The sequence below is a fragment of the Paraburkholderia polaris genome, assembly GCF_012927345.1.
In the GTDB taxonomy this organism is placed as follows: domain Bacteria; phylum Pseudomonadota; class Gammaproteobacteria; order Burkholderiales; family Burkholderiaceae; genus Paraburkholderia; species Paraburkholderia polaris.
This window is the reverse complement of the sequence record NZ_JABBGJ010000019.1, coordinates 25985-49542: the sequence shown is the minus strand read 5'-3', so window position 1 is coordinate 49542 and position 23558 is coordinate 25985. Positions and strand designations below refer to the sequence as shown.

The window sequence follows — 23558 nt, the reverse complement described above, 5'->3', positions numbered from 1 at the left end:
ATGTGACCAAGGAATCGGTATGAACGGAATCGACACGGTCGTCACTTCGCTGCTCGCGAACCGTGTCGACGGTCTGCTCAATCTCGCGCCGGGTAGTGCGACGGCCTCGCAGACTGGCGCGGCGGGCGTCGATACCGAGATTCTCAATACCACCCCCGTCACGCCGCCCGCGACACCGCCGGCTTCTGCGCAAACCGCGCTGTCCGCCGTTGCGCTGACGCTCAATGCGATCTTGAACTCAGGCGCGGAGGCGACCCCGGCGGTGCTCGGCCAGACGCCGATCTGGCCGATTGCTCCGGCGCTCGAGGTCGAGGCCGGCGGCTTGCCGCTCTTCGATACCACTGCCGCGCCCGCTGCTTCATCTGCGAATCCGAATACTGCCGCCACCGCGGCCACCGCTAATGTGGCGGCGGCTCAGGTGCCGGTCACGGCCCTCGCGGCCGCGCTCGAACAGACGGTGGGCGAGAGCGGCCTGTTCTACGAATCCCATCTCGCGCAATGGCTGGCTGGCCAGCGCCCGCCCGCCACACTGGCCGACGAGGCGCAAAACAAGCTGGTGGCCGCCGCGCAATTGCCGCTCGACTGGGCGAGCGACGCCGATCAAGCCTCTTCCTCCAATGCGACACCCCGGCAGGGCATCGGCGCGGCGCCCAACGGTCCGGCCAACGGCGCGCCGGACGGCAACGCGGCAACCCGCGCGATGCCGTCGATCCAGACGGCGCAGGCCGCGCGCTTCGTAGCGGGCGAGGTGCTGGCGAGTTCTGTGTCCGACCTGAATGGCCAGCCGGCGCACTCGAGCTTGAGCAGCGCCGCGGCGCAACTGGCCGATGGCGGGTCGTCGCAAAACTCGCAATCGATGGCGGCCGCGGTTCATCCTGCGACTGTTCCTTTGGTGCGTCAGCAACTCGATCTGCTCGCCACCGGACAGTTTCGCTGGACCGGCGAAGCATGGCCAGGCGCCAAGCTCGACTGGACCATTGAGCAGGAAGGCGACGAATGGGACCGCAGCGGCGGTGGCATGGCGAGCGAGGACGATCAACCGTGGCGTACGCGACTGACGCTGTCGCTGCCGACGCTCGGCACCATCGATGCGGACCTGACGCTGACCGGCTCGCGGCTGGTCGTGCGTGTGCAGGCGAGTCCGGTCGGCGCGGCACGGTTGGCGATACAGGGTGAGAGCTTTCGTCAGCGGCTCGCGGCAGCGGGCATCGAACTGAATGGACTGACGATTCGCGAGATCGGCGGCGGCATGCCGGCTACCGCGGCGGGTGCTGCGGCCGCCGGGCAGGCTGCGGCGGCGTATGCGCGCTCGGCGTCGGCGGCCTCGGCGGCCTCGGCGGCTGACAAGGCGCCGGCGGGGCGCCGCGCGATGGGTGTTGCCCATCCGGGAGCCGCTCCGCTCGACAATTTCGATTGGGATATGTGATGAGCCGCAAACATCGCCGCAGCGCGGCTGCGCTCGTCTACGACGCACAAGGCAGCGATCCCGCACCTCGCGTGATCGCCAAAGGCTACGGCATGCTGGCCGAGATGATCGTGCAGCGCGCCAAGGAGGCCGGCCTGTATGTGCACGAAGCGCCGGAAATGGTTTCGTTGCTGATGCAGGTCGATCTCGATACGCGGATTCCACCGCAGCTTTATCAGGCGGTGGCGGAGTTGCTCGCGTGGTTGCATCGGCTGGAAAGTGGCGCCGAGGATGTGTCCGAGAGCGGCGCGACCGATGTTCACGACGTCACCGATGTGGTCGCGACGGACATCGCGGATGTTGCTGGTGGGGCGCCTGGACGCTGAACGCGTCCGTTGTGTCAGCGGCTTATCATGCAGTCGCAGTCGCAGTCGCAGTCGCAGTCGCAGTCGCAGTCGCAGTCGCAGTACGCGGTCCCGTTGCAGTTGGTCGTCCCACCGATGCACGCTGCGCGGATGCCCGCCCCACGGCCGGCCGCCCCACGGATGCCCGCCGCACGGCCGGCCGCCCCACGGATGGCCGCCCCATCAAAACCGCATCATCAGCTTCAGCAGCGCATTCACCCGCTTGCCGTACGGCGGCGAGATCCATCCGCGCGCATTCAGCCGCGCCTGCGTCAGCACGGGTTTCATCTTCGAGAAGGTCACGAAACCTTCGTAACCGTGATACGCCCCCATCCCGCTCGCGCCGACGCCGCCGAACGGCAGGCTTTCGCACGCCAGATGCATCAGCGTTTCGTTGATCGCCATGCCGCCGGCGATGGTGTCGCGCGTGACGCGCTTGATGGTCGCGGTGTCGTCGGCGTAGAGATACAGCGCGAGTGGACGAGGACGCGCGTTGATCCACGCGATCGCGTCATCGAGCGTGTCGTAGGAGACGATCGGCAGCAGCGGGCCGAAGATTTCCTCCTGCATCAGCGCGCTTTCTTCCGGCGCATTCGTGACGGCGATCAGCGGGAAGCGGCGGCTTGCCGCGTCCGGCGTGCTGTCGGTGAGCATGTGCAGTTGCGCGCCGACGGCCTGCGCTTCGTCGACAAGACGTTGCAGCCGCGCGAAGTGCCGCTCCGAGATGATCGACGTGTAATCGAGGTTGTGCGCAAAGTCGGGGTACATCTTCGCCATCCGCGCGCGCGCCCGTTCGATGAACGCCTGTTCCTTGCCGCGCGGCACCAGCACATAGTCCGGCGCGACGCAGGTTTGGCCCGCGTTGAGCGTCTTGCCGGCGATGAGGTTATCCACCGCGTTGTCGAAGCGCGCATGCTGACCGATGATCGCCGGCGACTTGCCGCCGAGTTCCAGCGTGACCGGCGTCAGATGTTCGGCGGCGGCGCGCATCACTTCATGGCCGACCTTGGTCGAGCCGGTGAATAGCAGATGGTCGAACGGTTGGGCGCTGAACGCGGCGGCGAGTGCGGCGTCGCCGTTCACCACTGCGACGTGATCGCGTGCGAAGGTCTGGCCGATCAACTGCTCGAATAGCGCCGAGGTGCGCGGCGTCAATTCCGACATCTTGATAATGGCGCGGTTGCCGGCCGTCAGCGCACTGATCAGCGGACCGGCGGCGAGCAGCACCGGATAATTCCACGGCACGATGATGCCGACCACGCCGAGCGGCTGCGGCACGACTTTCGCGCGCGCCGGCATTAGCCATTTGTTGGTGCTGCGGCGCTGCGCTTTCATCCAGCGTTTGCCGTGCCTGAGCGCTGCGTCGATCTCACCCTTGATCAGCAGGAATTCGGCGAGCAGCACTTCCTGTTTCGCGCGATTGCCGAAGTCAGCGTTCATCGCGTCGGCGAGTGCGTCGCGGTTGTCGAGCATGACTTTGCGCAGTGCTTTCAGATGTCCGGCGCGTGTCTCCCACGACGGATACGGCGTCCGCAGGTAAGCATGGCGTTGATCGCGCAGCAGCGCTTCGAGCGCGGCGACTTCTGGCAAATCGTTCTTCATAGGTGTCCACTCCCTGATGGATGACGTGCGCTTTGAGTCGCGCTTATTGGTGTGTTGTTCTGTTGTGCGGCGGTCTTGCGAAAGCCTTTGAAAAGCGCGGACTGGTTCGTCCGCTTCGAACGGGAAACGCTGAATCCCGGTCGACCCGTCCACTTCGCTTCAAGCGGGAAATGCCCGCTCGATGATCGCCGCGTGGTCGAACGTGACCGGCAGCGTGCCGTACACGCGGCCGCTCTCGCCGCAGCCGTCGGCGAGGCGCGTCGCGATAAAGGCTTCGGCGACTTCCGGCGGCGCGTGCTTCAGGAGCAAGGTGGCTTGCGCGATCAACACGATCTGCTGCGCAATCCGTCGAGCGGATGCTTCGCGATGTTCGGCGGGTCCGTTGAGTGTGGCGGCGAGCTTGCCGAGTGCGGCGCTCAAAGCCGGGTGCCCTTGCGCATCCGCTTGCCATGCGGCGAACAAGGCCTGCGCAGCGTCGGGCTCGCGCTCCATGGCGCGCAGCACGTCGAGGCACATCACGTTGCCCGAGCCTTCCCAGATCGAATTGACGGGCGCTTCACGATAGAAGCGCGCCATCGGAGCGGTTTCGACATAACCGTTGCCGCCCCACACTTCCATCGCCTCGCCGGTGAATTCCAGCGTGCGCTTGCAGACCCAGTACTTCGCCGCCGGCGTGACGATCCGGCGCCATGCACGTTCGGCGGGCGCGGCCGACGACACATCGGCCGAATTTTCGAAAGCGCGCGCGAGCCGCATGAACAGCACCGTCGCGGCTTCCGATTCCAGCGCCAGGTCGGCGAGCACATTGCGCATCAGCGGCTGATCGGCCAGGTGCCGGCCGAAGGCGCTGCGGTGCCGTGCATGGTGAATCGCCTGCACCAGCGCCGCACGCATCAAGGCCGCGCTGCCGATCACGCAATCGAGCCGCGTGTAGTTCGCCATTTCGATGATGGTCGGCACGCCCCGGCCTTCGTCGCCGATCATGATGCCGAACGCATCGAAGAATTCGACCTCGCTGCTGGCATTCGAGCGGTTACCGAGCTTGTCTTTCAGACGCTGGATCTGCACGGCGTTCTTGCTGCCGTCCGGCGCGAAGCGCGGCACGAAGAAGCATGAGAGGCCCTCGTGATCGTCGGTGCGGGCGAGCACCAGATGCGCGTCGCATTGCGGCGCTGAGAAAAACCATTTGTGGCCGACAAGACGGTATTCCGCGCCACGACCGCTGCCGCGCGTGGCATAAGCGCGGGTCTGGTTGCTGCGCACGTCCGAGCCGCCTTGTTTCTCGGTCATGCCCATGCCGATCATCGCCGAGGTCTTTTGCGTGAGCGGCAGGTCGCGTGGATCGTGTTCGCGGGCATAGAGATTGTCGCGCAACGTGTCGAACAACGCGGGCTCGCGTTGCAACACCGGGATGCTCGCGAAGGTCATCGTCAGCGGGCAGAGGGAACCGGATTCCAGTTGCGCGTGCAGGAAGTAGCCAGCGCAACGCGCGACCATGGCGCCGCGCTGCGGGTTCGAAAACGGCAACGCGTGCAGGCCTTCGCGGCGCAACAGCGACAGCAGCGTATGCCATGAAGGATGAAACTCGAGCGCGTCGATGCGTTCGCCGCGCGGGCTGTGCGTGAAAAGCTCGGGTGTGTGGCGGTTCGCCAGTTCGGCGAGCGCGAGTGTCTCCGGCGTGGTGAGCGCCGCGCCGTGGCGCTGCAACGCCTCGCGATGCCACGCGGCCCCTTCGCGCTCGAGGGCGGCCGACAACGCTGCGTCGCTCGAAAACAGGTTGTAGTCCGCGAGCGGAGGCACCTGATTTGTCACGTCGTGGGTGTGGCCGAAGCTGTGCCGTTCCATCTGCTGTCTCCGTTCACCGGATGCGCACCGTCGCTGATCGACGGTGTACTGTTTTATCGTGGCGTGTCGTGCCGCACGCTCAGAGGACGGCGCACCGGGCGCCGTGTTTGATTGCCGTGCGCGGCGGCCTGGCGGGCGCATGCGCGTCTTTCATCATAGGGTCGCGGGAGGGCTTTCGTTTAGAGGGATCGCTCTGACATGAACCCGCCGTCGCGTCCGAACGCTCCCTACAATGCCGATGAAACACACGTAGACAAGTGTGCACGTGACAGGGTCTGCGAGCAACGCGGCCCCAATTGGAGGAGCGGATGCAATACGACTACATCATCGTCGGTGCAGGCTCAGGCGGCTGCTCGCTCGCGAGCCGTCTGGCGGATAGCTGCCCCGACGCAACGATCGCCCTGATCGAAGCCGGCCCGCATACAGACCGTAATCTGTTCGTGAACATGCCGGTGGGCGTGGCGGCCGTCGTGCCGCACAAACTCAAGACCAATTATGGCTATCTGACCACACCGCAGCCGGGGCTCGGCGGACGCCAGGGCTATCAGCCGCGCGGGCGGGGCTTCGGCGGGTCGAGCGCGATCAACGCGATGATCTACACGCGCGGCCATCCGCTCGATTACGACGAATGGGCACAGCTCGGCTGCGAAGGCTGGTCGTGGGCCGAGGTGCTGCCGTATTTCCGCCGCGCCGAAGGCAACGAACGCGGCGCCGATGCATGGCACGGCGCGGACGGCCCGCTGACGGTGTCCGATTTGCGCTACCGCAATCCGTTTTCGAAGCGTTTCGTGCAGGCCGCGACCGAAGCCGGTTACAAACCGAACAGCGACTTCAACGGCGCGGATCAGGAAGGCGTCGGCTTCTATCAGGTGACGCAGCGCGACGGACTGCGCTGCAGCGTCGCGCGCGCCTATATCTACGACCGCGAGCGCCCCAATCTCCATACGATCGCCGATGCGACAGTGCTGCGCGTGACCTTCGACGGCAAGCGCGCGAGCGGCGTCGAGATCGTGCGCGGTGGCCGCACCGAAACGCTCGAAGCGCGCGCCGAGGTGGTACTGGCAGCGGGCGCGTTCAATTCACCGCAACTGCTGATGTGCTCGGGCATCGGGCCGGCGGCGCATCTGCAGTCACTGGGTATTGCCGTGCTGCACGATGCACCGGAGGTCGGCCAGAACCTGATCGACCATGTCGACTTCACGATCAACAAACGGGTGTCGTCGATCGAGCCGACCGGCTTTTCGATTCGCGGCATCGCGCGGATGCTGCCGCAGTTTGTGACCTTCATGCGGCATGGGCAGGGCATGCTGTCGAGCAACGTAGCCGAAGCGGGCGGCTTTCTGAAGAGCCGGCCGACGCTCGAGCGCCCGGACCTGCAACTGCATTTCTGCGCCGCGATCGTCGACGACCACAACCGCCATATGCACTGGGGCCACGGCTATTCGCTGCACGTGTGCGTGTTGCGGCCGCATAGCCGCGGTACGGTGACGCTCGCGAGCGCCGACGCGCGCACCGCACCGGTGATCGATCCGCGGTTTTTCAGCGACTCGCGCGATCTCGATCTGCTGGTCGAAGGCGCGCAGATGGCGCGACGCATTCTCGACGCGCCTTCGCTGGCGCTGCATGGCGGCAAGGAGTTGTACACGCATTCCGGCCAGACCGAGGAGCAATTGCGTCGGACCATCGCCGAGCATGCCGACACGATCTATCACCCGGTGGCGACTTGCCGGATGGGTGGCGATGCGCAATCGGTGGTCGATCCGCAGTTGCGGGTGCGCGGCGTGACGGGGCTGCGGATCGTCGATGCCTCCGTGATGCCGACGCTGATTGGCGGCAACACGAATTCGCCGACGGTGATGATCGGCGAGCGCGCGGCCGAACTGATCGCGGCGAGCCGGCGCGAGGGGCAAACGGCGCCGGCGATGGCGCGGGCAAGCGTCACCGCGAATATCGCCTGAGGCGGGCGCCGCCCGCCTCCTGAGCAGCGTGCGTCATTGGTCGTGGCGCGCCGTCGACCGGCTGTCATTCGCCCCTGCAGGCCGGATGGCAGCACTTCAATCTTCCTAATCTGGCTTGCAAATATAAGAATATTTAGGCGAACGTCGGTTAATTCGTCATAAATTGTGCCACTTCGTTTATGAGATTTCCCCAAACCTATAATCGCGCCGCGAAAAAGAGCGCGTCAGGTGGCGCGTTCGGGAACTCAAGGAAGCGAAGCGATGAGTATCAATGTGATTCAGCTGATTCAGTCCGCGGTGACGGACGGTGTCGTGCGACAGCTGGCGGCCCGCTTCGGGCTACCGCCGGACGCGACCCAGAAGGTGCTTGCAACAACCGGCCCGGCGCTCGTCGCCGGCCTGATGCAGAAGGGCGCGACGCTCGACGGCGCGCGCTCGCTGTTCGCGACGATCCTCTCGCCCGAGGTGAACGGCCACATCGCTGAGCAGTTGCCGCAACTGCTCAGCAGCACCACTGGCGTGAGCCAGCTGGAAGGCGTGGGGCGCCAGTTACTCGAGCGCGCACTCGATCGCCGCGTCGATACGCTTAGCGACGAAGTCGCCACCCAAACCGGCGTGCCGGCGCATGCAACACATGCCATGACGGGTATCGTCGGCGCAACGCTGCTGGGCCTGCTGAAGCGGCATTTTCTCGAAGGTCAGGGCAACGTCGGCCAGTTGCCGACACTGCTGGGCCATCAACTGCCGGCCATTGCGCCCTTCCTGAACGACCGCCTGATGGCCGGCCTTGGCCTGAGCGGACTCGGCGCATTCACCGGCAATATTCTGTCGCAGCTGAAAGCGGTCTCGGCGCATATCGACCATCCGACGCCTGCCGCCAAGCCGGTGGCCGAGGCTCTGTCGAGCATCCGCGTGCCGGCCGACGCGGTGGTGCGCGAAGAGCGCCGTTCGCGCAAGTGGCTGTGGTGGCTGCTCGCGGCGATCGCCGCGGTGCTGGCTTTCCTGTTCCTGCGCGGTTGCCATAGCGAGCAACGAGGCGAACAAAGCAGCGAGCGCAGTAGCGCGGAAGCCGCGGCAACTGCGCAGCCCGCCTCCGCACCGGCTGAAGCCTCGGCCGCCGCGGCTGCAGCGCCTGCGGCCAGCGAGGTCGCAGCTTCGACGCCCGCCACCAGCGCTGTAGCAGCAAGCGCCGCCAGCGAAGCGCAACAACCGGCCGCCGCGCCCGCGCCGACCAAAGACAGCGCGCTTAGCTTCACGGTCGACCCTGCCGGCAAGCCGACGCTCACCGCGACGGTCGGTAGCGAAGCCGAAAAGACCCAGCTGATCGACGCGCTGACCAAGCGCTTCGGCGCTGACCGTTTCGTCGCGAACGTCACGGTCGATCAGGACACCAAGCCGGCCGACTGGCTCGCTCATCTGGACGGTCTGCTGCCGCTGATGGCATTGCCGGGCGCGGAAGTGAAAGTGGACGGTGCGCACATCGAACTGAGCGGCAGCGCGGCAAACGCGAAGCTCGGCTGGCTCGATAAACTGAAGTCGCTGTTCGGCGCGTCGTATCAGATCGGTTCGTTCAACGTCGAACAGGCGGTCGCCAACGCAACCGAGAACTTCCGCGGCGCGATCAAGGGCCTGCTCACACCGGACAGTTCGTGCGCGGCAGCGGACGTGGTCAAGGTGCTGAACCTGCAGGTGATCAACTTCACGAGCGCCAGCGCTCGCGTGCCGGCCTCGGCGATGGAAGATCTGAACCAGTCGGCGCAAGTGCTGAATGCCTGCGCGCGCAACGGCAAGACGGCCAAGCTCGAAGTGGCCGGCTATTCGGACAATGTCGGCGGCGCACAAGCCAATCTGCAACTGTCGAAGAAGCGCGCCGAAGCGGTCCGCGCGTATCTCGTCAAGACGGGCGTGCCGGCGGAGTCGCTGGTCGCGCAAGGTTACGGCGACGCGCGTCCGGTCGCGAGCAACGACACGGCGAGCGGCCGCTTTGCCAATCGCCGCATCGAGTTTGTCACGCAGCAATAATGACGGTGCTCAGTGAGCGTCCGAGGTGAACCGTTGAGGTGAACCTAAAAAACATGCCGCCCGGTTCGCGCCGGGCGGCATGTTGTCATTTGGCTGGCCGCATTTGCGGCGGCCATATTCGAGGCGGCCGCGTTTGCGGTGGCCACATTCGCGACGGCCGCACTTACGGCGGCGGTATCTGAACAGGTGCCGTGATACCGGTCATGCCGATGCCCGGTCCCAGCATGAAATCGTCGACGGCCTGCCCCGGCAGCGTCTCGCGGGCCACCTCCAGCCATGCGCGCGCCGCGTGCGACAGATAGCCGTTGCGGCGCCAGCCAATCGCCATTTCCCACGGAATCTCCGGTTCCACCACGGGGCGGCAGGTGAACTGCGCCGCGTCGAGCCGTCGGCAATACGGCGCCGGCAACAGCGCGATGCCGACGCCGGCCAGCACCAGCGCGGCCATGAAATCCCAGTGCCCGCTGCGCCCGACGATGGTCGGCGCAAAGCCGGCGGTGCGGCACGCATTTAGCACGACATCGTTGAGCGCGAGGCTCTCGCCGTAGAACACGAACGGCTCGTTGGCGAGCTCGGCGAGCGGCACTTCGTGCAGATCGTCCCAGCGTGAGCCGGTGCGCGCGACCAGCCATAGCAATTGCCGCGTCATCGGCAGGACTTCGATGTTTTCCGGGTCGACCGGTTGCAGCACGCCACCTAACTCCAGCTCGCCATGGATCAGCGCGGCTTCGATCGCGCGCGAACCCTGCTCGAACAGCTTCAATTCGATTTTCGGGTAGCGCTGGCGGAAAGCGGCAATCGCGGGCGTGAAGAGTGTGCCGCCCATTGGCGGAATGCCGATGGTGAGCTCGCCACGGCCGAGCGTGTCCAGATCGTTCAGCTCGGCCTGCAACCGCGCGTGCGCCGCCAGCACGTCCTGACCGCGCTGGTAGACGATCCGGCCGGCGTCGGTCAACACCATCTGGCGCCCGTCGCGCAACAGCAGCGGCGAGCCGATTTCGTCTTCTAGCGACTTGACCATCTTGCTGATGGTCGGCTGCGTGACGAACATCTGCTCGGCGGCGACGGTGAAGCTCTGTTGACGCACCACTTCGACGAAATACCGCAGCGCACGTAGTTCCACGATCTCAGGCTCCAGAATTCCAATTTGGAATGATTTGAGCGATTGTAAGTCATCGTATTTATGTTGCGGTCCCACCTGATAACGCGCTTCGTTTCGGCGCTGTTCACGCGCAGCGCGTTGTTCGGCGCGGTCGCGCACATCGCTTTTCCAGGATGGACGCCGCCGGAAGCGGGATAACATCGACGGTTCTCTACTGTCGGCCCGCAGCGCCCGTATCAAGTCATGACGCCCATCTCGATCATCATTCCCTGCTACAACGGCGCGGCGACGCTCGCCCGTGCACTCCAAAGTTGCCTGATTCAGCCGGAAGCCGCGCAGATCATCGTGGTGGACGACGGTTCGACCGATGCCTCCGCCGAGCTCGTTGCGTATTGCGGAACCCTCGACGAACGCGTGGGCCTGCTGCGGATGCCCGTCAACGGCGGCGCGGCGCGAGCGCGCAACTGGGGCGCGATGCATGCGTCGCACGGCCTGCTGGCCTTCCTTGATGCTGACGACGAATATCTGCCCGGCGCCTTGGCCGCGGCGAGTACGTTCCTCGCGCAGAACCCCAGGGAAGTGTCCGTGCGGCTCGACGTCGACTACACGGATTTTCCGGCCGACATCATCGGTCATGCCGATTTCGGCAAGCACGCTGCAACGCTCAGCAACACGGTGCCGAGCAGCCTGATCATCCGTCGCGCGGTATATGCCGCACTCGGCGGCTTCCCGATGGATGAAGCGTTCCGCCGCATCGGTGGAGAGGACGGGGCGTTTTCGTGGGCTCTGCGCGAGATTTTCGGCAACCGGCGCCTCGACGATGTGAAGCGCGTGCGTATGCATTACCACTCGGGCATTCACGCCGAACGCTATTTCCGCATCGCGCTCGGTATGCGGAAGCCGGATCCCGTCGACCTGAATGACGCATTTCGTTTTTCCAGGCAGTTCCTCGAAACCGCACGGGCGGGTATCGAGCAATTGCGCACGGCAAGCGTCGCTGCCGAGGCAGCCGCATCTGCGCTCCCGAATCACGCTGCGTAATCACCAAGCCGGCGCCAACCCGATCCACACCCGATCCACACCCCGAAGCCATCTCGATTTGCTACAATCGCCGTTCGTCTTCGAGGAGCGTTGCGACGGGTACCGCGAATCAGCATATTCGCCGGCCGCCCGCCAGGCTCGGAGGCTTCAATCGGAGGGCTCGGATGCGCATAGCGCTTTCCTATCCACCGCATCGAACCGCGCTCACGTCAAATTTCTAGTCAATTTCTTAGAAAGGAGGGCGTGATGAACGCCGTAGTTCTCGATTCAAAGCAAGACTTTCTCGTCGCCGATATGTCGCTTGCAGCCTGGGGCCGCAAGGAACTGAATATCGCGGAAACCGAAATGCCCGGCCTCATGCAGACGCGCGAGGAATACAAGAGCTCGCAGCCGCTGAAGGGCGCGCGCATCGCGGGTTCGCTGCACATGACGATTCAAACCGGCGTGCTGATCGAAACCTTGACGGCACTCGGCGCGGACGTGCGCTGGGCATCGTGCAATATTTTCTCGACGCAGGATCATGCAGCCGCCGCGATTGCGCAAGGCGGCGTGCCGGTGTTCGCATTCAAGGGCGAATCGCTCGACGAATACTGGGAATTCTCGCACCGCATTTTCGAATGGCCGAATGGCGAATTCGCCAACATGATCCTCGACGACGGCGGCGACGCCACGTTGCTGCTGATCCTCGGCTCGAAGGCAGAGAAAGACCGTTCGGTGATCTCGAAGCCGGAAAACGAAGAAGAAGTGGCGCTGTACAAGTCGATTGCCAAGCACCTCGACGCTGACCCGGTGTGGTACTCCACGCGTCTCGCGCACATTAAGGGCGTGACCGAAGAAACCACGACCGGCGTGCATCGTCTGTACCAGATGGAAAAGGAAGGGCGCCTACCGTTCCCGGCCATCAACGTGAACGATTCGGTCACGAAGTCGAAGTTCGACAATCTGTATGGCTGCCGCGAGTCGCTGGTCGACGGTATCAAGCGCGCAACCGACGTGATGATCGCCGGCAAGATCGCAGTCGTGGCCGGTTACGGCGACGTGGGCAAGGGCTGCGCACAATCGCTGCGCGGTCTGGGCGCCACGGTGTGGGTCACGGAAATCGACCCGATCTGCGCATTGCAGGCAGCGATGGAAGGCTACCGCGTCGTGACGATGGAATACGCCGCCGACAAGGCTGACATTTTCGTGACGGCAACGGGCAACTTCCACGTGATCGGCCACGATCACATGGCTGCCATGCGCAACAACGCAATTGTTTGCAACATCGGTCACTTCGATTCGGAAATCGACGTTGCATCGACGCGCAAGTACACGTGGGAAAACATCAAGCCGCAAGTCGACCACATCATTTTCCCGGACGGCAAGCGCGTCATCCTGCTGGCTGAAGGGCGCCTGGTGAATCTGGGTTGCGCGACGGGCCACCCGTCGTTCGTGATGTCGGCATCGTTCACGAACCAGACGATCGCGCAGATCGAGCTGTTCGTTCACGGCGACAAGTACGAAAACAAGGTCTACGTGTTGCCGAAGCACCTTGATGAAAAGGTGGCGCGCCTGCATCTGGGCCGTATCGGCGCGGAACTGACGGTGCTGTCGGACTATCAGGCGAGCTATATCAGCGTCGACAAGAACGGTCCGTTCAAGCCGAATCACTACCGCTACTAAGTAATATTAAGCACGCGGGCGGTTTAAACGCATGACAGTTTGACGACAAAGCGGCGCGTAATGCGCCGCTTTGTTCGCCATGCCCGCCGCGTTCCGTTCAAACGGACATCCTGCCTAAAGGAGCTCTACATGACCGTGCTGCTGACCTGGCTGATCAACGCGCTTGCGCTTCTGATCATCACGTACCTCGTACCGTCGATTCATATCCGTAGCTTCGGCACCGCCTTGATCGTCGCGGTGGTGCTCGGGTTGATCAATACGATCCTGCGTCCGGTGCTGATCCTGTTGACGCTGCCCGTCACGATCGTCACGCTCGGACTCTTCATTCTGGTGGTCAATGCGCTGTGCTTCTGGCTGTGCGCGTCGCTGCTGAAGGGATTCGAAGTGTCGGGTTTCTGGTCAGCGTTCTTCGGCTCGATTCTGTACAGCATCGTTTCGTGGCTGCTGTCCGCGCTTATTTTCGGCAACCGCAGCATCGGTTGATCTACTGAACCATGAATCCGATCGAACTTTCATTCGAATTCTTCCCGCCGAAAACGCAGGAAGGCGTCGACAAGCTGCGCGCCACCCGCGCACAGCTCGCACCGCTCAAGCCCAAGTTCGTGTCCGTCACGTTCGGCGCCGGCGGCTCGACGCAACAGGGCACGCTCGATACCGTCGTCGATATGGCGAAGGAAGGGCTCGAAGCGGCGCCGCACGTGTCGTGCATCGGCTCGTCGAAAGAGAGCCTGCGCGCGATCCTCAACGAGTACCGCGCGCATGGCATTCGCCATATCGTCGCGCTGCGCGGCGATCTGCCGTCCGGCATGGGCGAAGTCGGCGAACTGCGCTACGCGTCGGAACTGGTGAGCTTTATCCGCGCCGAGTTCGGCGACTGGTTCTGGATCGAGGTGGCCGGCTACCCGGAGTACCACCCGCAGTCGCGCTCGCCGCGTCACGATCTGGAAAACTTCGCCAATAAAGTGAAGGCCGGCGCCAATTCGGCGATCACGCAGTATTTCTTCAACGCGGACGCGTACTTCCGTTTCGTCGACGACGCGAGGAAGCTCGGCGTCGACGTGCCGATCGTGCCGGGCATCATGCCGATCACGAACTTCTCGCAGCTGATGCGTTTCTCGGAGATGTGCGGCGCGGAAGTGCCGCGCTGGGTCGCGCGCCGACTGGAAAGCTTCGGCGACGACCGCGAGTCGATTCGCGCCTTCGGGCTGGATGTGGTGACGGACCTGTGCCAGCGTCTCATCGACGCGAAGGTGCCGGGCCTGCACTTCTACACGCTCAATGGCGCGGCGGCGACCAAGGCGATCTGCGAACGGCTGGGCGCTTAAGCGCGGGCTAGCCTTTGCACAAAACCGCGCGGCTTATCCAGCCGCGCGGTTTTTTTTCGCCGGGAGTCTGGCGTTTGGGCGGCATGGGGCTTGTGCCGGCACACCAGCGCTTGAATCGTTCGTCGCAACGCCCGTTGTACCTCGGCGCCCTGTATCCAATATCGCGCACAGAAAATCCAGTTCAGGAATTCAACGCGTCAAGTCGCTGCTGCGCTGCAGCAATCACTCCCACCAGGCATTTCCCTGCGGCGTGTAAGCCCGCATTGAACCCGATTTTTGCGCTGTCTATGATCGAAGCGCAGCTGACTTGGCTGCTGTGCGGAGAACGTGATGACAGTATCCCGATTGCTGTTTGCAGTTCGCCATACCTGCCTGCCAGTCTTGAGCGCCTGCGCGGTCCTGGCTGCCGGCCTCGCGCCCGCCGCAGCCGACGCGGCCACCTTGCCCGACAAAACCCTCGTGTTCTGCTCCGAAGGCAGTCCGGCGGGCTTCGATTCCGCGCAGTACACCACCAGCGTCGAATTCACCGCCGCCTCGTACACGGTCTATAACCGCCTTGTGGAGTTCGCACGCGGCAGCACAGATATCGAGCCGGGCCTCGCCGAGAAGTGGGATGTGTCGCAGGACGGCCTGCAATACACGTTCTACCTGCGGCACGGTGTGAAGTTTCAGACCACCTCGTTCTTCAAGCCGACCCGCGAATTCAATGCGGACGACGTCGTCTTCACTTACCAGCGGATGCTGGATCCCGACCAGCCGTTCCGTAAGGCCTACCCGGTGCCGTTTCCCTATTTCGTCGATCTCGGACTGGCAAAGAACATCGCCAAGATCGAGAAGGTGGACCCGTACACGGTGCGGTTCACGCTAAAAGAGGTCGATGCACCGTTCCTACAGCAGATTGCGATGCCGTTCGCGTCGATTCTGTCGGCGGAGTACACGGATCAACTGCTGAAAGCCGGTAAGGCTTCCGATATCAACCAATACCCGGTTGGCACCGGGCCGTTCATTTTCCGCAGCTACACCAAGGACGACACGATCCGCTTCGACGGCAATCCCGACTACTGGAAACCGGGCGTCGTGAAGATCGGCAAGCTCCTCTTTTCGATCACTTTGGATCCCGCGGTGCGCCTGCAGAAATTGAAACGCGGAGAATGTCAGGTGATGAGCTACCCGCGTCCGGCGGATATTCCGCAGATCAAGGCCGACTCGTCGCTGGCGCTGCCGAGCGAGGTCGGGTTCAATCTGGGCATCCTCGGCTACAACACGACGAAAAAACCGCTCGACAACGTGCTGGTGCGACGCGCGCTGGATATGTCGATCAATAAGAAAGCGATTATCGAGTCGGTGTATCAGGGCGCCGGGCAAATCGCGACGAATCCCATGCCGCCGACCCAATGGGGCTACGACAAGAACCTGAAAGACGCGCCTTACGACGTTGACAAGGCCAAGGCGCTGCTGAAGGAGGCCGGCTACCCGGACGGTTTTGACCTTACCCTGTGGGCCATGCCGGTGCAGCGACCCTACAACCCGAATGCCCGGCTGATGGCTGAAATGCTACAGGCCGACTGGGCGAAGATTGGCGTCAAGACGACGATTGCCACGTACGAGTGGGGCGAGTACATCCGGCGCGCCCATGCAGGCGAACACGAGGCGATCCTGATCGGCTGGACGGGAGACTACGGCGATCCTGACAATTGGCTTGGCGTGTTGCTCGGCTGCGATGCGGTGAAGGGCAGCAATTTCTCCAAATGGTGCTACAAACCTTTCGACGACCTGATCAGGAAAGGTCGCGGCACCACCGATCTCGCCGAGCGAACCAAGGCCTATATGGAAGCGCAGGAAATCTTCAAGCAGCAGGTTCCGTTCACGCCGATTGCCCATTCCACCGTCTACCAACCGATCAGCAAAGACGTCACGGGCTTCAAAATCGACCCGTTCGGTCCGACGCAATTCATGAACGTCGGCCTGAAATAGCCGGCCAGTAACGACCCGTGGGCCACTTTTTGCTGACCCCCACCTCCAGCGCCGCACGTTCCGGCCAGCGCCGGCGTGCGGCCGGCCTTATGCCCCAACTGTTTCCGATCGTCAACGGGGGTATTTTCCTCCGCTTGTTGGTGCGAGCCAAGCTCAAGTAATATCGCGCTACGCCGGCGGAAGCCGGCCCCGAACCTGGAGGAAACATGAAGCAAAACAACCTGTTGCGCGCCGCGCGTGTTACCACGCTCGTCGCAGCTGCAGCGGCATCGATGCTGGGCGCTACGAGCGCCCACGCCGAGATTCCGAACAAAACACTCGTTTACTGCTCAGAAGGCAGTCCAGCGGGTTTCGACCCGGCCCAGTACACGACTGGCGTCGACTTCACGGCCAACACGTTCACCGTTTATAACCGCCTCGTCGAATTCGAACGCGGCGGCACGAAAGTCGAGCCGGGCCTGGCAGAAAAGTGGGACGTCTCGCCGGACGGCAAGACCTACACGTTCCATTTGCGCCACGGCGTGAAGTTCCAGACCACCTCGTTCTTCAAGCCGACGCGCGAATTCAACGCGGACGACGTCGTGTTCACGTTCCAGCGCATGCTGGACACGAACCAGCCGTTCCGTAAGGCTTACCCGGTCCAATTCCCGTACTTCACGGACATGGGCCTCGACAAGCTGATCACCGGCGTCGAAAAGGTCGACCCGTACACGGTCAAGTTCACGCTGAAGGAAGTCAACGCACCGTTCATCCAGAATCTGGCGATGGAATACGCGTCGATCCTCTCGGGTGAATACGCGGACCAGCTGCTGAAGGCCGGCAAAGCTGCCGATATCAACCAGTATCCGGTCGGCACGGGCCCGTTCATCTTCCGCAGCTATACGAAGGACGCGACGATCCGCTTCGACGGCAATCCGGATTACTGGAAGCCGAACGCAGTGAAGATCTCGAAGCTGATCTTCTCGATCACGCCGGACGCCGGTGTGCGCGTGCAGAAGATCAAGCGCGACGAATGTCAGGTGATGAGCTATCCGCGTCCGGCCGACATCGCGCCGCTGAAGGCTGAAGCGAACATCGACATGCCGTCGCAACCGGGCTTCAACCTTGGCTACCTCGCGTACAACGTGACGCACAAGCCGGTCGACAAGGTCGAAGTGCGTCAGGCGCTCGACATGGCGATCAACAAGAAGGCGATCATCGAGTCGGTGTATCAAGGCGCAGGCCAGGCCGCGACGAATCCGATGCCGCCGACCCAATGGTCTTACGACAAGAACCTGAAGAGCGCATCGTACGATACGGACAAGGCCAAGGCTTTGCTGGCCAAGGCTGGTTATCCGAACGGCTTCGACATCACGCTGTGGGCGATGCCGGTGCAACGTGCGTATAACCCGAACGCCCGTCTGATGGCGGAAATGATCCAGGCCGACTGGGCCAAGATCGGCGTGAAGGCGAAGATCGTCACGTATGAATGGGGTGAGTACATCAAGCGCGCTCACGCCGGTGAAGACGACACGATGCTGATCGGCTGGACCGGCGACAACGGCGATCCGGACAACTGGCTCGGTACGCTGCTCGGCTGCGAAGCGGTGAATGGCAACAACTTCTCGAAGTGGTGCTACAAGCCGTTCGACGATCTGATCCAGAAGGGCCGTGTGTCGTCCGATCAGGGCGCACGCACGACGGCGTACATGCAGGCGCAGCAGATCTTCGCGCAGCAACTGCCGTTCTCGCCGATCGCTCACTCGACTGTGTACCAGCCTGTCAGCAAGAAGGTGGTCGACATGCGTATCGAGCCGCTCGGTTATGCGCGCTTCGACGGCGTCAGCGTCAAGTAAAAGTAATACAGTCAAGCTTACGCAGTAGCTTTTCGCACGGTTAGAAAACTGGTCGAAATGGTCCGGCGACCGGGGTCACAAGCCCTCGTCGCCGGTTGCGTTTTTTCTTCATCAAGACCATAGGGACGAACCATGTTCCGCTTCGTTTTGCGCCGCATCGGCATGGTGATACCGACGTTCATCGGCATCACGATCCTCGCGTTTGCGCTGATTCACCTGATCCCGGGCGACCCCATCGAAGTGATGATGGGCGAGCGCGGCGTCGATCCGGCGATGCATGCAGCCGCACTGCATCGCCTCGGACTCGACGAGTCATTGCCGATGCAGTACGTCCACTATGTTGGCCGCGCTGTGCACGGCGACCTCGGCACCTCGATCATCACCAATACCAGCGTGATGGGCGAATTCCTCGCACGTTTTCCCGCCACCGTTGAACTGGGGTTCTGCGCGATGCTGTTCGCGCTGATCGTCGGCTTGCCGGCGGGCGTGTTCGCAGCGCTCAGGCGCGGCACGGTGGTTGATCACGGCGTGATGGGCACGGCCTTGACCGGCTACTCGATGCCGATCTTCTGGTGGGGCTTGATCCTCATCATGGTGTTTTCCGTGAAGCTCGGCTGGACGCCGGTTTCAGGCCGCATCGCGGTCGAATACGACATTCCGCACGTGACCGGCTTCATGCTGATCGACGCGATGATGTCCACCGACGAAGGCGCGTTCAAATCCGCGCTGAGCCATCTGATTCTGCCGGCCATTGTGCTCGGTACGATTCCGCTGGCGGTGGTCGCGCGGATGACGCGTTCGTCGATGCTCGAAGTTCTGCGCGAGGACTACATCCGCACGGCGCGTGCGAAGGGCTTGTCGCCTGCGCGCGTGATCGTCGTGCATGCATTGCGTAACGCGCTGATTCCGGTCGTGACCGTGATCGGCTTGCAGGTCGGCACGTTGCTGGCCGGCGCGGTGCTGACCGAGACGCTGTTTTCGTGGCCGGGTATCGGCAAGTGGCTGATCGACGCGATCGGCCGGCGCGACTATCCGGTGGTGCAGGGCGGTATCCTGATGATCGCTACGCTGGTGATCGTCGTGAACCTCGTCGTCGATCTGTTGTACGGCGTGCTGAATCCGCGCATTCGCCATACGAGGTAAGCTGAAAATGGCAGACATCCAAAATACAGTCCCCACAGCGGTGACACCGCCCAGCGGCCGTGCCATCGCCGCCCGTGAATTCTGGGCGAATTTCTCACGTAACCGTGGTGCGGTTGGCGCCGGCATCGTCGTGCTGGTGTTGGTCTTCATCGCGATCTTCGCGCCGTTGATCGCGCCGCATAGTCCGATCGAACAGTATCGCGATTCGGTGAAGATTCCGCCCGCATGGCTCGACGGCGGCAACTGGAAGTTCATTCTCGGCACCGACGAAGCAGGCCGCGACATCCTCTCGCGGTTGATGTACGGCGCACGGTTGTCGTTCTGGATCGGCTTCGTTTCGGTGGTGCTCGCGCTGATTCCGGGCATCGTGCTCGGTTTGATCGCGGCGTTCTTCGAGAAATGGGCCGACACGCCGATCATGCGCATCATGGACGTGCTGCTCGCACTGCCCTCGCTGCTGCTCGCAGTTGCGGTGGTCGCGATCATCGGTCCGGGTCTTGTCAACACGATGCTGGCGATTGCGATCGTCGCGTTGCCGGGCTATGTGCGTTTGACGCGGGCTTCAGCACAAGGCGAATTGCAGAAAGAGTATGTGACGGCTTCGCGCGTTGCTGGCGCGAGTACGCTGCGCTTGATGTTTTCGCAAGTGCTGCCTAACTGCACCGCACCGTTGATCGTGCAGGCTACGTTGGGCTTTTCGTCGGCGATTCTCGATGCCGCGGCGCTCGGCTTCCTCGGTCTCGGCGTGCAGCCGCCGTCGGCGGAGTGGGGCGCGATGCTGGCCTCGGCGCGTGACTATATCGACAGCGCCTGGTGGATCGTCACGATGCCGGGTCTCTCCATCCTGATCTCTGTGCTCGCGATCAATCTGCTCGGCGACGGGCTGCGCGACGCACTCGATCCCAAACTGAAACGGATGGCCTGACATGGAACAATCCCCACGCTCACAACATTCGCTGCCCCCCGAAGGGGCGGGTCAGCACGTTTCGGGCGGCCGTGCGCGTACTGACAGCACCTTATTGACCATCCGCAATCTCGCGGTGAACTTCAACGGCCTGCCCGCTGTCGATCGGATTAACCTCGATGTCGCGCCGGGCGAAGTGATCGGCGTGGTCGGCGAATCGGGTTCGGGCAAGAGCGTGACGATGATGGCGCTGATGGGCCTGATCGACGCGCCGGGCATAGTCACCGCGGATGAGATCACCTTCAACGGCAAGAATTTGCTGAAGGCATCGGCAAGAGAGCGCCGCAAGATCATCGGCAAAGACATCGCGATGGTGTTCCAGGACGCGCTCACCAGTCTGAATCCGAGCTACACGGTCGGCTATCAGATCAAGGAAGTGCTGAAGCTGCACGAAGGCCTGCGCGGCAGCGCTTTGGACAAGCGCGCGCTGGAGTTGCTCGACCAGGTCGGTATTCCGGACGCGAAGAGCCGCATCACGTCGTTCCCGCATCAGATGTCGGGCGGCATGAACCAGCGCGTAATGATCGCGATGGCGATCGCCTGCAACCCGAAGCTGCTGATTGCCGACGAACCGACCACCGCGCTCGACGTGACGATCCAGGCGCAGATCATGGAGCTGCTGATCAAGCTGCAGAAGGAACGCGGCATGGCGCTCGTGCTGATCTCGCACGATCTGGCGGTGGTGTCCGAGGTCGCGCAGCGCGTGGCGGTCATGTACGCTGGCGAAGTGATTGAAACCAACCGCGTGCCGGACATCTTCGCCGCGCCGCATCATCCGTACACGGAGGCGTTGCTAGCGGCGATTCCTGAGCACAATGTCGGAGCGGTGCGGCTCGCTGCACTGCCGGGCATGGTGCCGGGGCGCGACGACCGGCCCAAAGGGTGTCTCTTCGCACCGCGCTGCAAATACGTGGTCGACGACTGCATGAAAGCGCGCCCAGCACTGGCGCCCATGCAAGGTCACGCTGAAGTGGCGCGCGTGCGCTGCATCAAACCGCTGAACCTGAGCGGCGACGCCAACGTTCACACACATGGAGGCGCACGATGAACGCAGTATTCGAACCGCGGCGCCAGTCGGACCATGCGGGCGATCACGTGCTGGTTGCCGACAAGCTTGCGCGTTACTACACGGTGAAGCGCGGCATGTTCAGCCAGGGCACGGTCAAGGCGCTGAACGGCGTGTCGTTTGCGCTCGAACGCGGCAAGACCCTGGCGGTGGTGGGTGAATCCGGTTGCGGAAAATCCACCCTCGCACGGCAACTGACCATGATTGAAGCGCCCAGCGCGGGCCGCCTGTTGATCGACGGTGAAGACGTGGCCGGCGCCGATCACGCGAAGATCGCCGCGCTACGGCGGCGCGTGCAGATGGTGTTTCAGAATCCGTTTGCTTCGCTGAATCCGCGTAAGACCGTCGAGCAGACGCTCGGTGAACCGCTCGCGATTAACACGCAACTGAGTACGACCGAACGCGCCGAACGGATCGCGCAGATGATGCGCACTGTCGGCCTGCGTCCGGAGCATGCAAAGCGCTATCCGCACATGTTCTCGGGCGGTCAGCGTCAGCGCGTGGCGATTGCGCGCGCGATGATCCTCGATCCGCAGATCGTGGTCGCCGATGAACCGGTGTCCGCGCTCGACGTGTCGATCCAGGCGCAGATTCTCAATCTGTTCATGGATCTGCAGGAGCAGTTCAAGACGAGCTACGTGTTCATCTCGCACAACCTGTCGGTGGTGGAGCACATCGCCGACGATGTAATGGTGATGTACTTCGGTGGCGTGGCGGAGCTCGGCGACAAGAAGCGGATTTTCTCGAATCCGCGTCATCCGTACACGCGTGCGCTGATGTCGGCAACGCCTTCGATCTTCGAAGCTGATCGCACCATCAAGATCAAGCTGCAAGGTGAAATGCCGTCGCCGCTGAATCCGCCGCCGGGCTGTACGTTCCATCAGCGCTGCCCGTACGTGATCGACCGGTGCCGCAGCGAAGAGCCGAAGTTGCGCGAAGTGGATGGCCGTCAGGTATCGTGTCACCGCGCCGAGGAGGTGGGGGACGTGGATGCCTGATGCAGTGGCGGCGCGTCGTCTTACGCGCCGCTCGCGTGATGGTGGCCGCCGCGCTGCTTTCGCGCGGCGCTGGGGAGTGCGTGCACTGACCGGTGCTGCGCTCCTCGGCGTTTGTTCTGTTTTTCACCTGGGCGCGGGGCCGATCGGCGTCGCGCACGCCGCTGGGGCGGCCGCCAATACGCCCGCTCAGGCGGGTCGGCCGGCGATGCCGGTGCCCAATCTGCCGGCGCCGCCACGCGCCACCTTGCCGGGCTTCAATCCGCCACCTTCCACGCCGGGCACTACGGCGAGCGGCCCGGTGCGCGCGCAGCCTGCGCGCATGCCGTTCTATGTCGCGACACGCGGCACCACGACCATCTACGTGCTCGGTACGTTGCACGTCGGCGACCCCGCCGACTATCCGTCCGGGCAACCGTTCCGCGCGCCGATCCTTGGCGCACTGGCGGCCTCGCCGACGCTGGCGCTCGAGCTCTCACCCGACGAACTGCTGGTCTCGCAAGACGACGTGTCGAAGTACGGCGTATGCCGCCGTGATTGTCTGCCGGGCCTGCTATCCGAGCCTTTGTGGCGCAAGCTGGCCTTGCGCCTGCGCGGCAATCCCGCGGCGCTGGATGAAATCAAGAAGATGCGGCCGTGGCTCGCGTCCCTGGTGGTCGAAACCTACGATTCGTTGAGTGCCGGCTTGCAGACCGAGTACGGCACGGAAGCACAGTTGCAAAACGTGTATATCAGGACGCGCGGCAAGATCGTCGGCCTCGAGACCCTGCCGCAGCAGATGCGCGCGTTCACCGGACTCACGCTCGCGCAGCAGCGCGAAATGCTCGCGCAGGACCTGGTGCAGACGCCCGCGGAAAACGTCGACGATGTGAAGACGTTGCACCGACTGTGGCGGGTGGGGGATGCCGATGCGATTGCGGCCTGGCAGGCGGCGAAGTCCGAAAAGCTGGCGCGCGACAAGCGCATCTCCGCTTCGATCGACAACAGGATCGTGTACGAACGCAACCGACGCTTCGTGTCGCGGATGCTGCTGATCGCCGGGCCGAACAAGCCAGTGTTCGTGGCGATCGGCGCATTGCATCTGGGCGGCCGCAAGGGTGTGCTGCAGCTTTTGCGGCAGCACGGGTTCGTGGTGGATGCGGGGTGAGATGCGGCCCAGCCTTACGCGAAACGTGCTTGGTGGCCGACCACAGTCCTAGCCACGGTAGGCCGTTC

Annotated in this window: 18 protein-coding genes and 1 riboswitch; of the genes, 15 read left to right on the top strand and 3 right to left on the bottom strand. The window is 63.4% G+C overall.

Annotated elements, in window-relative coordinates; genetic code table 11:
- Positions 1-19 precede the first annotated feature (19 nt).
- Positions 20-1426 (top strand): flagellar hook-length control protein FliK, encoded by a 1407-nt coding sequence (gene fliK, locus HHL24_RS18705; RefSeq protein WP_169486915.1) that lies wholly within the window; start codon positions 20-22, stop codon positions 1424-1426.
- Entirely contained in the window at positions 1426-1791 is a 366-nt protein-coding gene (locus HHL24_RS18700) for an EscU/YscU/HrcU family type III secretion system export apparatus switch protein (protein ID WP_169486914.1), read from the top strand. Before fliK ends, HHL24_RS18700 begins: the two co-directional genes overlap by 1 nt.
- A gap of 201 nt (positions 1792-1992) precedes the next feature.
- Here the strand turns inward: HHL24_RS18700 and HHL24_RS18695 are convergent, their stop codons facing one another.
- Both HHL24_RS18695 and HHL24_RS18690 read right to left on the bottom strand, forming a co-directional pair.
- The gene (locus tag HHL24_RS18695; RefSeq protein ID WP_169486913.1) at positions 1993-3411 is read right to left on the bottom strand and encodes a coniferyl aldehyde dehydrogenase; all 1419 of its coding nucleotides are present in this window, start codon (positions 3409-3411) and stop codon (positions 1993-1995) included.
- A gap of 159 nt (positions 3412-3570) precedes the next feature.
- Positions 3571-5256: an isovaleryl-CoA dehydrogenase gene (locus tag HHL24_RS18690; protein ID WP_169486912.1), complete on the bottom strand. Its 1686-nt coding sequence runs from the start codon at positions 5254-5256 to the stop codon at positions 3571-3573.
- A gap of 308 nt (positions 5257-5564) precedes the next feature.
- On the opposite strand from HHL24_RS18690, the gene HHL24_RS18685 reads away from it, so the two are divergent.
- On the top strand, positions 5565-7214 hold the full coding sequence (locus tag HHL24_RS18685) for a GMC family oxidoreductase (protein WP_169486911.1): 1650 nt from the start codon (positions 5565-5567) through the stop codon (positions 7212-7214).
- A 261-nt stretch (positions 7215-7475) separates the two neighbouring features.
- The gene (locus tag HHL24_RS18680; protein ID WP_169486910.1) at positions 7476-9236 is read left to right on the top strand and encodes an OmpA family protein; all 1761 of its coding nucleotides are present in this window, start codon (positions 7476-7478) and stop codon (positions 9234-9236) included.
- A 163-nt stretch (positions 9237-9399) separates the two neighbouring features.
- Here HHL24_RS18680 and HHL24_RS18675 read toward each other — a convergent pair whose 3' ends face one another.
- On the bottom strand, positions 9400-10359 hold the full coding sequence (locus tag HHL24_RS18675; protein ID WP_169486909.1) for a LysR family transcriptional regulator: 960 nt from the start codon (positions 10357-10359) through the stop codon (positions 9400-9402).
- 222 nt (positions 10360-10581) lie between these two features.
- Here HHL24_RS18675 and HHL24_RS18670 point away from each other — a divergent pair, with 222 nt between their 5' ends.
- The 11 genes from HHL24_RS18670 to HHL24_RS18620 all read left to right on the top strand — a co-directional run bounded on the left by HHL24_RS18670 (position 10582) and on the right by HHL24_RS18620 (position 23490).
- Positions 10582-11379: a glycosyltransferase family 2 protein gene (locus tag HHL24_RS18670; protein ID WP_169486908.1), complete on the top strand. Its 798-nt coding sequence runs from the start codon at positions 10582-10584 to the stop codon at positions 11377-11379.
- 76 nt (positions 11380-11455) lie between these two features.
- Positions 11456-11592: riboswitch (S-adenosyl-L-homocysteine riboswitch) on the top strand.
- Between the two features lie 33 nt (positions 11593-11625).
- Positions 11626-13041, top strand: a complete 1416-nt coding sequence (ahcY, locus tag HHL24_RS18665) for an adenosylhomocysteinase (RefSeq protein WP_169486907.1) — start codon at positions 11626-11628, stop codon at positions 13039-13041.
- Positions 13042-13170: 129 nt separating this feature from the next.
- Positions 13171-13524, top strand: coding sequence for a phage holin family protein (locus HHL24_RS18660; RefSeq protein ID WP_028198543.1), 354 nt, complete (start codon positions 13171-13173; stop codon positions 13522-13524).
- A gap of 11 nt (positions 13525-13535) precedes the next feature.
- A complete protein-coding gene (gene metF / locus HHL24_RS18655) occupies positions 13536-14366 on the top strand; it encodes a methylenetetrahydrofolate reductase [NAD(P)H] (protein WP_169486906.1) in 831 nt (276 codons plus the stop codon).
- Positions 14367-14696: 330 nt separating this feature from the next.
- Positions 14697-16340: an ABC transporter substrate-binding protein gene (locus HHL24_RS18650; protein ID WP_169486905.1), complete on the top strand. Its 1644-nt coding sequence runs from the start codon at positions 14697-14699 to the stop codon at positions 16338-16340.
- 206 nt (positions 16341-16546) lie between these two features.
- Complete coding sequence (locus HHL24_RS18645; RefSeq protein ID WP_169486904.1) at positions 16547-18175, top strand: ABC transporter substrate-binding protein; 1629 nt, start codon at positions 16547-16549, stop codon at positions 18173-18175.
- Between the two features lie 132 nt (positions 18176-18307).
- On the top strand, positions 18308-19318 hold the full coding sequence (locus HHL24_RS18640; RefSeq protein WP_169486903.1) for an ABC transporter permease subunit: 1011 nt from the start codon (positions 18308-18310) through the stop codon (positions 19316-19318).
- 7 nt (positions 19319-19325) lie between these two features.
- The gene (locus tag HHL24_RS18635; RefSeq protein ID WP_169486902.1) at positions 19326-20243 is read left to right on the top strand and encodes an ABC transporter permease subunit; all 918 of its coding nucleotides are present in this window, start codon (positions 19326-19328) and stop codon (positions 20241-20243) included.
- Positions 20244-20337: 94 nt separating this feature from the next.
- A complete protein-coding gene (locus tag HHL24_RS18630) occupies positions 20338-21330 on the top strand; it encodes an ABC transporter ATP-binding protein (protein ID WP_206002926.1) in 993 nt (330 codons plus the stop codon).
- Complete coding sequence (locus HHL24_RS18625; protein ID WP_169486901.1) at positions 21327-22346, top strand: peptide ABC transporter ATP-binding protein; 1020 nt, start codon at positions 21327-21329, stop codon at positions 22344-22346. The genes HHL24_RS18630 and HHL24_RS18625 overlap by 4 nt, the downstream gene beginning before the upstream one ends.
- Positions 22339-23490 carry a TraB/GumN family protein gene (locus tag HHL24_RS18620; protein WP_169486900.1) on the top strand — a complete coding sequence of 384 codons (1152 nt, stop codon included), beginning with the start codon at positions 22339-22341 and terminating at the stop codon, positions 23488-23490. The genes HHL24_RS18625 and HHL24_RS18620 overlap by 8 nt, the downstream gene beginning before the upstream one ends.
- Positions 23491-23558 lie beyond the last annotated feature (68 nt).